Source organism: Sandarakinorhabdus sp., assembly GCF_031430775.1.
Classification (GTDB): Bacteria; Pseudomonadota; Alphaproteobacteria; order Sphingomonadales; family Sphingomonadaceae; genus Sandarakinorhabdus.
The window spans coordinates 1-14,964 of the sequence record NZ_JANPCD010000166.1; the positions used below are offsets into that span (position 1 = coordinate 1).

At 62.9% G+C, this 14,964-nt stretch carries 10 protein-coding genes, 1 tRNA gene and 1 pseudogene; 6 read left to right on the forward strand and 6 right to left on the reverse strand.

The genetic code is table 11. The annotated features are described in order from the left end of the window. The 4 genes and pseudogenes from RMQ73_RS10580 to RMQ73_RS10595 all read left to right on the forward strand — a co-directional run. The coding region (locus RMQ73_RS10580; protein WP_310498192.1) for a methylenetetrahydrofolate reductase at window positions 1–527 on the forward strand (527 nt) is incomplete at its 5' end. Beyond that, window positions 524–1,570: a homocysteine S-methyltransferase family protein gene (locus tag RMQ73_RS10585; protein ID WP_310498193.1), complete on the forward strand. Its 1,047-nt coding sequence runs from the start codon at window positions 524–526 to the stop codon at window positions 1,568–1,570. The genes RMQ73_RS10580 and RMQ73_RS10585, both read left to right, overlap by 4 nt. Next, on the forward strand, window positions 1,567–4,224 hold the full coding sequence (metH, locus tag RMQ73_RS10590) for a methionine synthase (protein ID WP_310498194.1): 2,658 nt from the start codon (window positions 1,567–1,569) through the stop codon (window positions 4,222–4,224). The genes RMQ73_RS10585 and metH overlap by 4 nt, the downstream gene beginning before the upstream one ends. 36 nt (window positions 4,225–4,260) lie before the next feature. Next, window positions 4,261–5,049: pseudogene (locus tag RMQ73_RS10595) on the forward strand (SDR family oxidoreductase). An 18-nt stretch (window positions 5,050–5,067) separates the two neighbouring features. Here RMQ73_RS10595 and RMQ73_RS10600 read toward each other — a convergent pair. The 6 genes from RMQ73_RS10600 to RMQ73_RS10625 form a co-directional block, all read right to left on the reverse strand. Then, a complete protein-coding gene (locus RMQ73_RS10600; protein WP_310498195.1) occupies window positions 5,068–5,478 on the reverse strand; it encodes a PaaI family thioesterase in 411 nt (136 codons plus the stop codon). After that, the gene (gene yghU, locus RMQ73_RS10605; protein ID WP_310498196.1) at window positions 5,475–6,347 is read right to left on the reverse strand and encodes a glutathione-dependent disulfide-bond oxidoreductase; all 873 of its coding nucleotides are present in this window, start codon (window positions 6,345–6,347) and stop codon (window positions 5,475–5,477) included. The genes RMQ73_RS10600 and yghU overlap by 4 nt, the downstream gene beginning before the upstream one ends. 88 nt (window positions 6,348–6,435) lie before the next feature. After that, entirely contained in the window at window positions 6,436–7,911 is a 1,476-nt protein-coding gene (locus RMQ73_RS10610) for an MFS transporter (protein WP_310498197.1), read from the reverse strand. Window positions 7,912–7,964: 53 nt separating this feature from the next. Further along, window positions 7,965–9,179: a serine hydrolase domain-containing protein gene (locus tag RMQ73_RS10615; protein ID WP_310498198.1), complete on the reverse strand. Its 1,215-nt coding sequence runs from the start codon at window positions 9,177–9,179 to the stop codon at window positions 7,965–7,967. Window positions 9,180–9,182: 3 nt separating this feature from the next. Continuing rightward, entirely contained in the window at window positions 9,183–9,404 is a 222-nt protein-coding gene (locus RMQ73_RS10620) for a DUF6356 family protein (RefSeq protein WP_310498200.1), read from the reverse strand. A 41-nt stretch (window positions 9,405–9,445) separates the two neighbouring features. Beyond that, window positions 9,446–10,906, reverse strand: a complete 1,461-nt coding sequence (locus RMQ73_RS10625) for a sodium:solute symporter family transporter (RefSeq protein WP_310498201.1) — start codon at window positions 10,904–10,906, stop codon at window positions 9,446–9,448. A 58-nt stretch (window positions 10,907–10,964) separates the two neighbouring features. Here RMQ73_RS10625 and RMQ73_RS10630 point away from each other — a divergent pair. Both RMQ73_RS10630 and RMQ73_RS10635 read left to right on the forward strand, forming a co-directional pair. Beyond that, window positions 10,965–11,040, forward strand: a tRNA-Val gene (locus RMQ73_RS10630). Window positions 11,041–11,263: 223 nt separating this feature from the next. Further along, window positions 11,264–14,605: a carboxypeptidase regulatory-like domain-containing protein gene (locus RMQ73_RS10635; protein WP_310498202.1), complete on the forward strand. Its 3,342-nt coding sequence runs from the start codon at window positions 11,264–11,266 to the stop codon at window positions 14,603–14,605. Window positions 14,606–14,964 lie beyond the last annotated feature (359 nt).

The following is a 14,964-nucleotide window of genomic DNA, read 5'->3' on the forward strand; positions in this document are numbered from 1 at the left end:
ATGCCAGCGCAGCCGAACTGGTGGCCGGCCTGAAACTGCGCCATGACTTCGAAGTGTCCGTCAGCTGCTATCCCGAAGTGCATCCCGAAGCCGGTGATGCAGCCGCCGACCTGGACGCGCTCAAGGCCAAGCTCGATGCCGGCGCGACCCGCGCCATAAGCCAGTTCTTCTTCGAGCCCGATGCGTTCTTCCGCTTCCGCGACAGCGTGGCTGGTGCGGGCTTGTCACCGGAACTGGTGCCGGGCATCTTGCCGGTGTCCAACTTCGCCAATCTGCAACGCATGGCCGGCCCGTGCGGCACATCGGTGCCCGGCTGGATGGCGCGGCTGTTCGAAGGGCTGGATGACAAGCCTGCCGCGCGCCAGTTGGTCGCCGCCACGGTCGCCGCCGAAATGTGCCGCCGCCTGTATGCCGGCGGCGTGCGCCATTTCCACTTCTACACATTGAACCGGGCCGAGCTGGCCTATGCCATCTGCCATCTGCTGGGCGTGCGCCCGGCCCAGACCCGCCTCAAGGACGCAGCATGACCACTGCCGAAACTCTTCGCATCGAGGCGGCAAAGCGCATCCTGATCAAGGACGGCCCCTATGGCACCGCCGTGCAGGCGCTTGGCCTGGATGCTGATGACTACAAGGGCGCGCTCGACCTGCCGATGGACCAGAAGGGCAACAACGACATCCTGAACCTGACGCGCGCCGGCGACATTGCCGCCATCTGCAACGCCTATGTCGATGCCGGCGCCGATGTGCTGGCCACCAACACCTTCAACGCCAATCGCATCAGCCAGGCCGATTACGGCGCCGAGCATCTGGTGGGCGATATCAACCGTGCCGCCGCCCGGATCACCCGTGCCTGCGTCGATGCCGCCATGGCGCGCGATGGCCGGCCGCGTTTTGTCGCCGGCGCGCTGGGGCCGACCAACAAGACGCTGTCGCTGTCCCCGCGCGTGTCCGACCCCGGCTACCGCGAAGTGGATTTCGACGGCGTGAAGGCCGTTTATCGCGAACAGATCGACGCGCTTGTCGAAGGCGGCGCCGACATCATCCTCATCGAAACCGTGTTCGACACGCTCAATGCCAAGGCCGCCGCCTTTGCCGCCGCCGAAGCCGGCGAAGCGCTGGGCCGCGAATTGCCGGTCATGCTGTCGATGACGCTGACCGATCTGTCGGGCCGCAACCTGTCCGGCCAGACCGTCGAGGCGTTCTGGCATTCGATCGCGCATGTCAGGCCATTGTCGGTCGGCCTCAACTGTTCATTCGGCGCCACCGAATTGCGCCCGCATGTCGCGGCATTGGCCAAGGCGGCATCGACGCTGATCCAGGTCTATCCCAACGCCGGCCTGCCCAACGATCTGGGTGCCTATGACGAGGAGCCCGCCACGACCGCCGGGCTGATCCGCGACTGGGCTGAAAACGGCCTTATCAATATCGTCGGTGGCTGCTGCGGCACCACGCCGGCGCATATCGCCGCGATGGCGGCGGCAGTGGCCGGCCTCAGCCCGCGCAAGTTGCCCAAAGCGGCGCCCGCCCTGCGTCTGGCAGGGATCGAAGCGGTGAGTTTCGCGGCATGAACATGGTCAGCGATATCCAGCCCGAAGCGGCGGCGCCTGCCGGCGCCAGCTTCATCAACATCGGCGAGCGCACCAACGTCACCGGCTCGGCCGCGTTCAAGAAACTCATCCTGAACGGCGATTTCGCCGCCGCCGTCGAGGTAGCGCGCCAGCAAGTGGACAATGGCGCCCAGATCATCGACATCAACATGGACGAAGGCCTGCTTGACAGCGAAGCGGCCATGGTCACTTTCCTGAAACTCATCGCTGCCGAACCCGATATTGCCCGGGTCCCGATCATGGTCGACAGTTCCAAATGGTCGATCATCGAAGCCGGGCTGAAATGCCTTGTCGGCAAGGGCATCGTCAATTCGATCAGCCTCAAGGAAGGCGAAGCGCCGTTTCTGGAACAGGCGCGAAAAGTGATGCGTTACGGCGCCGCCGCCGTCGTCATGGCATTCGACGAAAAGGGCCAGGCCGACACGGCGCAGCGCAAGGTCGAAATCTGCGAGCGCGCCTATCGGCTGCTGGTCGGCATCGGCTTCGAGCCGGCCGATATCATCTTTGATCCCAACATCTTCGCAGTCGCCACCGGCATCGAGGAGCATAACAATTACGGCGTCGACTTCATCGAGGCTTGCTTCGAAATCCGCCGCCGCTGCCCACATGCTCATATTTCTGGCGGCGTATCCAACTTGTCGTTCAGCTTTCGCGGCAACGAACCCGTGCGCCGCGCCATGCATTCGGTGTTCCTGTACCGTGCCATCGCCGCTGGCATGGACATGGGCATCGTCAATGCCGGGCAGCTTGATGTCTATGACACCATCGACCCCGAATTGCGCGATGCCTGCGAGGATGTTGTCCTCAATCGCCGTGACGACGCCACCGACAGGCTGTTGGCCATCGCCGACAAGTTCAAGGGCGACGGCAAGGCGATCGAAAAGGCCACCGACGAATGGCGGTTGTTGCCGGTCAAGAAACGGCTCGAGCATGCGCTGGTCAAGGGCCTGGACGCGTTCGTCGTCGAGGAGACCGAGGAAGCGCGGCTGCTGGCGTTCCACAGCGGCGGGCGCCCCATCGATGTCATCGAAGGGCCGTTGATGGACGGCATGAATGTCGTCGGCGACCTGTTCGGCACCGGCAAGATGTTCCTGCCCCAGGTCGTCAAATCCGCCCGAGTCATGAAGAAAGCCGTCGCGCACCTGTTGCCCTATATCGAGGCCGAAAAGTCCGCCGGATCAAGCTCCAAGGGCAAGATCGTCATGGCGACGGTCAAGGGCGATGTGCATGATATCGGCAAGAACATCGTCGGCGTCGTCCTGCAATGCAACAATTTCGAGGTCGTGGACCTTGGCGTCATGGTGCCGTTCCAGACCATCCTCAAGGCTGCCAACGACGAAGGCGCCGACATGATCGGCTTATCCGGCCTGATCACGCCCAGCCTTGATGAAATGGTCACCGTCGCCGCCGAAATGCAGCGTTCGGGCATGACCATGCCGCTGCTCATCGGCGGCGCCACCACCAGCCGCGTCCACACGGCGCTGCGCATTGCGCCGGCTTACGCTGGCCCGGTCATCCATGTCCTCGACGCCAGCCGCGCCGTAGGTGTCGCCGGCACGCTCGTGTCCGATACGCTCAAGGACGATCTCGTTGCCGCCACCGCGCGCGAGTACGAAGATATCCGCATCAAGCGCGCCGGCAACACCCAGTCGGCGCTGGTCAGCCTTGATGCCGCCCGCGCCAACGCCTTTGTGCCGGATTTTGCCGCCCAACCGCCCGTGCGCCCCAATTTCACCGGCGTGCGCGCCATCGATGACGTGACGGTCGCCGATCTGGTGCCCTATATCGACTGGACGCCGTTCTTCCAGGCGTGGGAACTGGCTGGCTTTTACCCTGCCATCCTGACCGATGACGTGGTGGGCGAAAGCGCATCCGCGCTGTTTGCCGATGCGCAAAAGATGTTGGCGCAGATTTCGGCTGAAAACTGGCTGAGGCCGCGCGGTGTCATCGCCATATGGCCGGCCCGGCGTGAAGACGATGATGTACTGGTATTCGAAGGAGATAACCGCGCCGAGGCAATCGCCCGCTTCCCGTTCCTGCGCCAGCAGGTCGCCAAGCGCGAAGGCCGGCCCAACAGCTGCCTCGCCGATTTCATCAGCACCGATGCCGACTGGCTGGGCGGCTTTGCCGTCACCGCCGGCGAGGGCATCGATGCGCATCTGGCCCGCTTCAAGGCGGCGCATGACGATTACAACGACATCCTGCTGAAAGCGCTGGCGGACCGTCTGGCCGAAGCCTTTGCCGAATATCTGCACGAGCGCGTCCGCCGCGAGATCTGGGGGCATGAGACCGGCCCCAAACTGTCCAACGCCGACCTGATCCGCGAAAAATACACCGGCATCCGCCCGGCACCCGGCTATCCGGCCTGCCCGGAACACAGCCTCAAGGCGCAATTGTTCGACCTGATGCGCACCACTGCGCACACCGGCATCACCCTGACCGAAAGCTTTGCGATGCTGCCCACCGCCAGCGTTTCAGGCTTTTATTTCGCGCACCCGCAGGCCAGCTATTTCGGTGTCGCCCGCATCGGCCGCGACCAGCTGGCAGACTATGCCGTGCGGCGCGGCATCAGCATCGAACAAGCCGAAACCTGGTGCCGGCCCAATCTGGATTGACCGGCGCCTCGCTCTGCAACTGATGGATATTTGCCCATGGATACCAGTAACCTGTTCCGTCTCGACGGCCGAATTGCCCTGGTCACCGGGGGTAGCCGCGGTATCGGCAAGATGATCGCGGCAGGCTTCATCGCGCAGGGTGCCAAGGTCTATATCTCGTCGCGCAAGGCGGCGGCCTGTGCCGCTGCGGCGACAGAGCTTGGCCCGCAGTGCATCGCGCTGCCGCAGGATGTCTCGACCGTTGCCGGCTGCCAGGCGCTTGCCGCGCAATTTGCCGCGCATGAAACAAAGCTCGATATTCTGGTGAACAATGCCGGGGCAGCATGGGGCGCCGCGTTTGATGATTTTCCGGAAAGCGGCTGGGACAAGGTCATGGACCTAAATTTCAAATCGCCGTTTTTCCTGACCCAGGCAATCCATGGCCTGCTCTAGGCGTCGGGTCGCCGAGAACGACCCGCCAAGGTCATCAACATCACCTCGATCGACGGCATCCGCCTGAACCCGGGCGAAACCTATAGCTATCACGCGTCGAAATCGGCGTTGATCTATCTGACCAAGCGCATGTCTGCACGGCTCGTGCAGGATGCGATCCATGTCACCTCGATTGCGCCAGGCGCATTTGCCAGCGAAATGAACCGCGATGCCCGTGACCATGGCGACGCGCTGGCCGCGCGCATTCCGGCGCGGCGCATCGGCGTCGACGAGGACATGGCAGGGGCCGCCATCTATCTGGCCAGCCGCGCTGGCGATTATGTGGTCGGAGAAACCATCGCGGTCGATGGGGGCGTCGTGAACGCCAGCCTTGGCATGGGATTCGACGGCTGACGGCCGGGCGGCAAGATCTCAGCCCGCAACCATCCCCGCTACCTTGGCCGCATCGATCATGGTGATCGTCGATGTCGCCTTGGCCAGCACCTTGCCGGCGCTGTCCGTCAGCCGGCCTTCGGTGAAGATCGTGCGGCTGCCGCCGGCTTCGATCCAGGCTTCGGCCAGCACCAGCCCCGGTTTGGCCGGCGCGAAATAGCTGACTTTCAGTTCGAGCGTCATCGGCACGCGGGTTTCACCGAACTTGGCGATGACGGCATGGGCCATGGCGGCATCGATCCAGCCGGCAACAAAGCCGCCCTGCGCAACTCCGCCGGAATGGCACATGTGAAGCCCGCAGCGATATTCGATGGCAGCATGACCAGGGTCGAAGCGCACGACGCGCACATGACCCAGTGTCTCGTGGAGGGCAGCGGGTTGGTCGCTCACGCCTTTGCCGCCCGTGCGTCCACCTTGTCCTGGGTATTGGTATCGAAATCGCTTGCATCATGCCGCTCGCGCAACTGGCTTTCCGGCGCGCCGAACACGCGGTTGACCATGCGGCCACGCTTCACCGCCGGGCGCTCGGCGATCTGCTTGGTCCAGCGGATGACGTTGGTGTAGCTCGCGACATCCAGAAACTCGCCGGCCTCATAGAGCAGCCCCAGCGACAGCGCGCCATACCAGGGCCAGATCGCCATGTCGGCAATGCCATAATCCCCGGCCATATATTCATTGTCCGCCAGATGCCGGTCGAGCACGTCCAGCTGCCGCTTCACCTCCATGGCATAACGGTCGATCGGATATTCCCATTTTTCCGGCGCATAAGCGTAAAAATGCCCGAAACCGCCGCCCAGCATCGGCGCCGACCCCATTTGCCAGAAAAGCCAGTTCAGCGCCTGCGTGCGGTCCGGGCCTGACGCCGGCAGGAATGCACCGAATTTTTCGGCCAGATAAACCAGCATCGATCCGCTTTCGAACACGCGCGTCACCGGGTCGGTCGAATGGTCGGCCAGCGCCGGAATTTTGGAATTGGGGTTGATGCCGACAAAGCCCGACGAAAACTGATGGCCTTCGCCGATGTTGATCAGCCATGCGTCATATTCGGCCCCTGCATGGCCCAGCGCCAGCAGCTCCTCCAGCATCACCGTCACCTTGACGCCATTGGGCGTGCCAAGCGAATACAGCTGCATCGGATGCTTGCCGACCGGCAGGTCCTTGTCGTGTGTCGGCCCGGCGATGGGCCGGTTGATGGCGGCAAAACGCCCGCCGCTTTCCTTGTTCCAGCTCCAGACTTTGGGCGGCACATATTCGGTCATGGCTATTCCTCGGACATGTTGATGCCGGCCTGTCTAGCGCGTTTCCATGGGCGGCCCAGCAACGAATAGTTGCAGGTGCGCAAAACCTTTATTCCGCAGCAGCCGGCACCGCTCGCTGCGCTGCCAGCGCTGTCAGTGATGCTTCATGGTCGCTGCGTTCCCGCTTGTAGAAGGTCAGCGCCGCCATCATCGCCATCCAAAGCGCAAGCACCGTCGGCACATAATAGGCCCCCAGCCGCCAGATGGCGTCTGCCGGCACCTGGCTGGGGTCGGTCCCGGTCTTGATGCCGGCGAACGTGAGCACGAACGAGGCAATGGTGACGCCGAACCCTTGCACCAGCTTGCCCAGAAAGCTCGTCGATGCCGCAAACAGCCCCTCCGACCGCCGTCCGGTTTTCAGTTCGGCGGGTTCGACAAGATCGGCAAGCATCGAGGCTGCGAGAATCTGGAACGCAATGATCAAACCAAGATCGAAGGTTTGGACGCTCAGCACGAACCAAAAGACAAAGCCGTCGCTTTCCGCCGGCAGGACTCCCGTCAACCGAAGCATGATCGGCAACGGCGCCCCCACAAACGCCAACATGCCGATACTGAAGGCGCCCCGGCGTTTGCCGATAATGCGGCTGGCCAACGGGGCCACCAGGCCACCAATCGCCGCCGAAACGAGCACCGACGCTGCCAGCATGGCCGTCTGCTCAGATGTGAAGCCCCAGAAGAAACTGTTGATGAAATAGGTCAGCGTTGTCGAAACGCCGGTCGCGAGCAGTCCGAACGCAGCGACCATGAACAGCGCCAAAAATGCCCGGTTGTTCAGGGTCTCGAACACTTCGGTGAACATGCGTCTAGGCGTCATCGGACGCTTTGGCGGCGCGGGCCTCAGATATTTGATCTGGGAGTGTGTGCCCAGCGTCGCGGCCATCATCGCCGCAAAAATCACCGCCGAGCCGATGATCCCGTAAAATGCATAGGCCTCGCGGTTGAACTGGCCGTTGGGGATCTGGGCCGTGGCAAAGGCCGGGAAAATAAAGCCGAAAACGAGCACGGCCATCAAGGTACCCCCGCTCCATGCAAAATATTGTTGCAGCGATATCAGGGAACTGCGTTCGACATAATCATCGGTCAATTCGGCAGCAAGTGCGGCATTGGGCACTTCGTACAACGACGATACAAAGCGAACGAATATGGTCAGCGCCAGCACATACCAGAAAAGCGCCATCTGCGACCAACCTGCTGGCGGGTTCCATATCAGGAAAAAGACCAGCCCGGTCGGCAGGGCCGCCAGATACATCAGCGGGTGTCGCCGCCCCCAGCGGCTTCGCAGATTATCGGACCAATAGCCGATACCGGTATCGGTGAACGCATCGACAACCAGGCCGATTGTGATGGCAAGGCCAACCAGCCGCGCATCCAGACCGATGACCTGGCTGTAGAACAGCAGCAGCAGATAGCCGAGGCCGTGGTTGCGAACGCCGTTGGCAACCGAGCCGAGGCCATAGGCGATGCGCGTGATGGTCGGCACGCGCGAACGGCGCACTGGGGAAGAGACGCTGCTGGCACTGGTCATTGACGTCCCCCATACTCGTTCAAGCCGAGTTTTCTTCCGCCGATCTGGCCAGTTCAATCATCCAGCGCGCTGTACACCATCGTTCGCACTTCGCGCCGCACCGGATAAGTGCTCGACGGGATCAACTGGGTCATGAAAATGCCGACCAGATCCTCCTCCGGGTCCACCCAGAAGAACGTGCTGGCCGCGCCGCCCCAGAAGAAATCACGGTTCGACCCCGGCATCAGCGTCTGGGCTGCGTCCATGGTCGTGGCAAAACCCAGTCCAAAGCCGATGCCGTCATAGGCCGCCTCGCTGAACAGCGATTTCGACATGGCGGCGATGCTGCTGCGGCCGGGCAGGTGGTTCGCCGTCATCAGGTCCAGCGTCTTGCGGCTGATGTATCGGTGGCCGTCGGCGGTCCCGCCATTGAGCAGCATCTGCGCGAATTTGAGATAATCGCCCGCCGTCGAAACCAGCCCGCCGCCGCCCGAAATGAACGATGCCGGTTTCAGATAGCTGCTGGTCGCTGCGTCGTCCTGCACCTCGATGCCACCTGTTTTCGTCGGTTGGTAGCAACTGGCGAACCGGTGGCCCTCGCCATTGCGCACATGGAATCCGGTGTCCACCATGCCCAGCGGCGCGAACAGCCGTTCTGCCAGGAAGTCCTCGAACTTCTGCCCGCTAATGACCTGCACCAGCCAGCCGCAGACATCGGTCGCCACCGAATAGTTCCACGCCTCGCCGGGCGAAAATTCCAGCGGCAGCTTGCCAAGCGCCTCGATCATGCTTTCCAGCGTGCCGGCCTTTTCGATTTCCCCGATCTTTTCGCGGCGATAGGCTTCATCGACGTTAGTGCGCAGCTGGAACCCATATGTCAGCCCGGCGGTGTGGCGCAGCAAGTCGACTACCTGCATGGGCCGCGACACCGGGCGGGTCTGAAACCCCGTGCGGTGCGTGCCCGCCACGTACACGCCCATATTCTTCCACGCCGGGATATAGCGGTGAACCGGGTCCTCCAGCGCGACCTTGCCTTCCTCCACCAGCATCATCAGCGCCACCGACGTGATCGGCTTGGTCATCGAATAGATGCGAAAAATCGTGTCCAGCGCCAACGGGCGAGCGCCGGCAACATCGGCATGGCCATTGATGCCGACATGGGCAATGTCGCCGTGCCGGGCGACCATCGTCAGCGTGCCGGGCAGCCGGCCGGCGCGGACGTATTTTTCATCCAGGAACCGGTCCATCGCCGCAAGCCGGCCGGCATGGAAGCCAAGGCTGTCGTTCATGACTTAAAGCGTCGGCTGGTCAAAGCGGCGCGGCGAGATCTCGCCGTGCAGCTTGAGGATGGCATCGCTGCCCGATGTCTTGCACAGGCCAGGAACAAGGCCGTGGATAAAGCATTTCAGCGCCGCTGCCGCCAGCCGTCCGCCGACGGTGAACGCCGCCGCCATATGTTCAGGGTAGGTTTCGTTTACGGCGCGGGGGTGGTCCACGAACAGGCGGGCAAACATCGTCCAGCGTCTCCTATTTCTAGCCCAAATTCTCGGCCGGCTCAGGCCATAGTGCCCGCCGGAATCGTTCGCCGCAACACCAGCCTCGCTCGCCCGCCCATAAGGTGGTTGAGCGCCAGTGCGACGGCCATGCAGGCAAGCAACGTCACAAGCATGAGATGGATATAGTGTATCGGCGTCCAGACAAAGGTGAAAACCGCATACAGCGCCACGCCAAAGCCGAGCGCCGCCATCACGGCCTCCGCCTTTACCCCGCGAAAGATCAATCCGGTGATGAACGCCGACAGGATCGGCATCGACAACAGGCCGTTCAACTGTTGCACCAGGTTGATGATCGATGTGGCGCCGGCATAGACCGGCACCAGCGCGATCGACGCCGCGACAAACGACAGCGACACCCACAAATTGAGCCGCCGCACATCCGGTGCCGCGTCCACATAGCTTTCGTGCAGGTCGCAGACATACAGCGTCGTCGAGCTGTTGAGGATGGATGTGTAATGCGTCAGCACAGCGGCCGCCATGAACGCGGCAAAGGCGCCCGATGCCCAGGCCGGCATGACAGCGGCCACGACGCGGCCATAAGTGGCATCGCCGGCCACGCCGAACAATTTGTACGCCGCAACGCCGGGAATCACGACAATCGCCGGCACGATGCACAACCGGATGATGCCGGCGGCAAACACGCCCTTTTGCCCCTCGCGCAGATTGGGCGCGGCCATGGCGCGCTGGGTGATGTTCTGGTTTGTCGACCAATAGAATGTCTGGATGAAGATCATGCCCGTCAGCAGCGTCGGCCAGGGAATCGGGCTGGCAGGGCCGCCGATCATGCTCAATCGTTCCATGGGAATGCCGGCAAAGCTCCAGCCCACCGCGTCCATTGTCAGCCAGACGATAGCCAGCGCACTACCGAGCACGCCCACGCCAGCGATGGTGTCATAGACCGCCACGGCGCGCAGCCCGCCCAATATGGCATATAGCGACCCTGCCACGCCCAGCACGGCCGCTAGCGGCAGCAGCGGCAGGTCGGCCCCCGACACGGTGCGCAGGAACAACGCGCCGGTATAAAGTGTGATCGGCAGATAGATGATGACATTGCCGGCCAGGAACAACGCCGACACCAGCGCGCGCAGGTGTTTCGATCCATATTTGCGTTGCAGCAGCTCGGTCGTCGTCGTGCAGCCTTCGCGGTAGTAAATCGGCAGGAACACCAGCGCCAGAATCGCCAGGCCTGCCACCGCGCTTAATTCCCACCACGCCAGCAGCAGCATCTGGTTGCCGTTCATGCCGACGAGCTGATCGGTGGACAGGTTGGTCAGCGTGATCGACCCGGCAATGAACGGCCATTTCAGGCTGCCGCCGGCCAGAAAGAATTCGCGGTTGGAATTGGTGCTGCGGCCGCCGCCTTCCGAAGTGCCGCTGCCCATTCTGCGCACCGTCCACCAGGTTGCCAGCGCCATCGCGATCGTCAGCACGGCAAACACCGCCGCTTGCGTGATATTCATGATCCCCATGGCGTCAAACTTGCACGCGCCGGTCCGCCGCGCTAGTGCCGCAATCGCCGGGCGGTTAGCTCAGTTGGTAGAGCATCCCCTTTACACGGGGATGGTCGGCGGTTCGAGCCCGTCACCGCCCACCATTTTTCCGGCCACCTTGCCCCGACAGCCAAACCCCCGAAAAACTGTTGCTGCACTGCAACAGCGACCCGCCATCTTGGGGTGTCACATTGCGGGCATGATGCTGTAAACGAACTGTCACAAAAACCCTGCAAGGGCCGTCTCATACCGGGTTCGATTCCGTTCCCGGGCCAATATCTTGTCTCGCGCTCGTCCGACTGCCGGAAATCCATAGGGGAAATATCCATGCGCCATCTTCGTCTCGGCTGTGCACTTGCCGCTCTGGTCGTGCCGGCCATCGTCCAGGCCCAGGAAACCAGCTCCGCCATTCGTGGTTCGGTCGTCAACGAACAAGGTGCGGCAGTTGCCGGCGCCACTGTCGTCGTGGTCCACACCCCGTCGGGCACGCGCGTCACCCAGACTTCGGGCGCAGGCGGCGAATTCAACGCCTCCGGCCTGCGTCTTGGTGGCCCCTATTCGATAACGGTCGAAGCGGCCGGCTTTGACCAGGCCGCAGTCACCATCGACAGCCTGACGGCTGGCGTGCCGCAGCGCGTCGAAGTGATGCTCGCTGCCGCCGGCCAGACGATGGTCGTCACTGCGGCGCGCCAGAAGTCGGCGATCTCGCTGGCCAGCGGCCCGGCCACGGTGTTGACGGAACGCGACATTCGCGGCATTTCCACGGTCAACCGTGACATTCGCAACCTTGCTGCGCGTGACCCGCTGGTGTCGCTCGACCCGACCAATGGCGGCGCCATCTCGATTGCCGGCCAGAACAACCGCTTCAACCGCATCACCGTGGACGGTATTGCATTCGGCGACCCGTTCGGCCTTGAAGCCGGCGGCCTCGCTTCGGCACGCGGCCCGGTGCCGCTCGATGCCATCGGCGAATTCAGCGTCGAAGTCGCTCCGGTCGATATTCAGCAGGGCTTCTTCCAGGGCGGCGCCATCAACACCCAGCTCAAGTCCGGCACCAACGAATTCCACGGCACCGGCTTTTACACCTATTCCGGTGATTCCCTGCGCGGCAAGCAGACCGGCAACCTGCGCCTCGACCGCGATTTCCAATCGCAGGCGTTCGGCGCGCAGATCACCGGCCCGATCATCAAGGACACGCTGTTCTTTGCCGTCACCTGGGAACGTTTGCGCGACAAGACCCCGGCCAACGTCACCGCCGCCAACCTGAACATCAGCCAGGCCCAGCTTGATGGTGTCACCGCCACGGCGAAGAGCCGCTATTCCTATGACCCGCTGGGCGTGCCGCAGAATGTGCCGGAGCAGGACGACAAGGTCGTTGCAAAGATCGACTGGAACATCGCCGACGGCCACCGCGCCGCTTTCACCTACATCTACAACAAGGGCAACCTGCTTGCTGGCCAGACCCCCGACAGCCAGCTCACCGCCCTGAACCCGACCTTGTCGCTGCAGTCCAACAGCTACAGCCAGGGCACGGTCAACCATTTCGGCGTGTTCCAGTTGAACGACCAATGGTCGGACAATTTCTCGACGCAGCTGCGTGTCAGCTACAACGACTATGTCCGCATCCAGGAGCCGTTCAATGGCCGCACCTTCGGCCAGTTCTCGGTCTGCCTTGATCCGACCAACCCGTTGCCACCGGCACCGGGCGGCGCTGCCAACGGCTCGGCGTCGAACGTCTGCTCGCCGACCCAGCGCCGCATCCAGTTCGGTCCGGACATCTCGCGCCAGGCCAACGAGCTGTTCAGCCAGAGCCTGAACTTCGAATTCCAGGCCTCGCTCAAGATGAACAACCACACGGTCAAGTTCATCGCGGAGCGCCGCCGCCAGGACGTGCAGAACCTGTTCGCCCAGCGCGTTTCGGGTGACTGGCTGTTCGACAGCCTTGCCGACTATAACGCGGGCAACGCCAACAACCTTGATTTCGCCGTGCCGCTGCGCGGCGGCATCGACACCGTGACCGCCGATTTCCAGAACAATACCTGGACTGCCGGCATCATGGACACATGGGATGTCAACGACACTCTGTCGATCACCGGCGGCGTGCGCTATGACCTGTTCGACACCCCTGACCGGCCTTTCTACAACGCCGATTTCGTTGCTCGCACCGGTTTTGCCAACACCGCGACGCTGAACGGCCGCGGCCTGTTCCAGCCGCGTCTGGCCGTCGATTGGCAGCCAAGCGACCGTCTGCAGCTTCGTGCCTCGGCCGGCCTGTTCGGCGGTGGCAGCCCCAACGTGTGGATTTCGAACAACTATTCCAACCCCGGCCCGACGCTCGGTCGTGCCCAGCTGCGCCGCAACGACAATGGCACGTTCAGCCTGACTGGCGTGACGGGCATCGACAATGCCACGGTCCAGGCGCTTGGCGCCGCAACCTTGAACAATGTCAATCGCACCACCGGTGTGCCGCAAGCTCTGATCGATGTCATCCGCACCCAGGGTGCAGCTGCATCGCCGACCAACGAGCTAGACCCGAACTTCAAGATCCCCTCGCAGTGGCGCTTCACGATGACCGCCGACTATGAAGCCGACCTCGGTTTCCTGGGCGATGGCTGGAACTTCGGCGCCGATGTGATTTACAGCCGCGTCAAGAACGCCCTGACCTGGACCGATCTGCGCAGCGTCGCGAACACCGCGATCGGTCAGCAGCTGACCCCGGATGGCCGCCCGCGCTATTTGCCATTCAACGCCGCTGCCGGCATCAACAACGACATGCTGCTGACCAACACCACGCTTGGCTACAGCTGGAACGTCGTCGCCCGCGTCGACAAGCGTTGGGAAAACGGCTTCCGCTTCAGCGGCGCCTACACCTTCCAGCGCGCCAAGGACCTCAACAACGGCACATCGTCGGTGGCGCTGTCCAACTATAACAACTCGGCTGCTGGCATCGATCCCAACAACGCCGCCTTTGGCACCTCCAGCTATCAGCGTGACAATGCGATCCGCCTGACCGCCAGCTATGACAAGAATCTGTTCGGCGACAACAACACGCGCATTGAACTGTTCTTCAACAGCCTGTCGGGCCAGAACTTCAGCTACACGATGGGAGACACCAGCCTGTCGGGTTCGAACCGTTCAAACGTCTTTGGCGTGACCGGCAACAACACCCGCTTCTTGATGTATGTGCCGAATGTGTCGTCGGCCACCGCCGATCCGCGCGTCCAATATGCCGCTGGTTTTGACTTCAACGCCTTCCAGCAGTTCATCCAGAACGGCGACCTGAACGAGTTCCAGGGCCAGATCGCGCCCAAGAACATCGGCCGCGCTCCGCGCTTCAACAAGCTCGACTTGTCGATCCGTCAGGAACTGCCGTTTGTCTTTGGCGGCAAGGCCGAGGTCTTTGCCGACTTTGAAAACCTGCTGAACCTGATCGACAAGGATTGGGGCCAGCTGCGCCAAGTGTCGTTCCCCGGCTATGGCGCTATCGTTAACGTCCAGTGCGTGTCGGTCGCTGGCAGCACCGGCGCCGCCAACACGGCGCCCGGCCAGGCCTGCGCCCAGTATCGGTACGCGGCCCGCAGCGGCACGACCGTGGTGGCGCCGCCCCAGGTGGTTTCGCTCCAGCCGTCGCTGTGGCAGATCCGAGTGGGTGCGCGGGTGCGGTTCTAAGCGCAGCGCGGCTGGCGACCAACGCGCAGCGTTGAACGCAGTCTCGCGCAAGCTCGGCCAGCGAATGGAAAACGGCGGTCCCTCAGGGCCGCCGTTTTTCTTTCGTCTGACGGCGCGGCTCCGCCGCGCTCTTTCTTGGCCTTTCTGGCGACACGAGGCGGACTCGGCGGCTGTGCCGCCGGCCGCGGTCCTGTTTGGCCGAAGTTGGGGCAGTGCGACCAAAAGCCGGAGCGTTGCGTTCTTGGGCGCGGCCGGCGGCAAAGCCGCCGAGTCCGTTTGGCCAGCCCAAGAAAACCCAAGAAAAGAGCGCCGCCAAGCCGCGCCCGCCAACGAGTCAAAAACGGCGGGCTTTTGGCCCG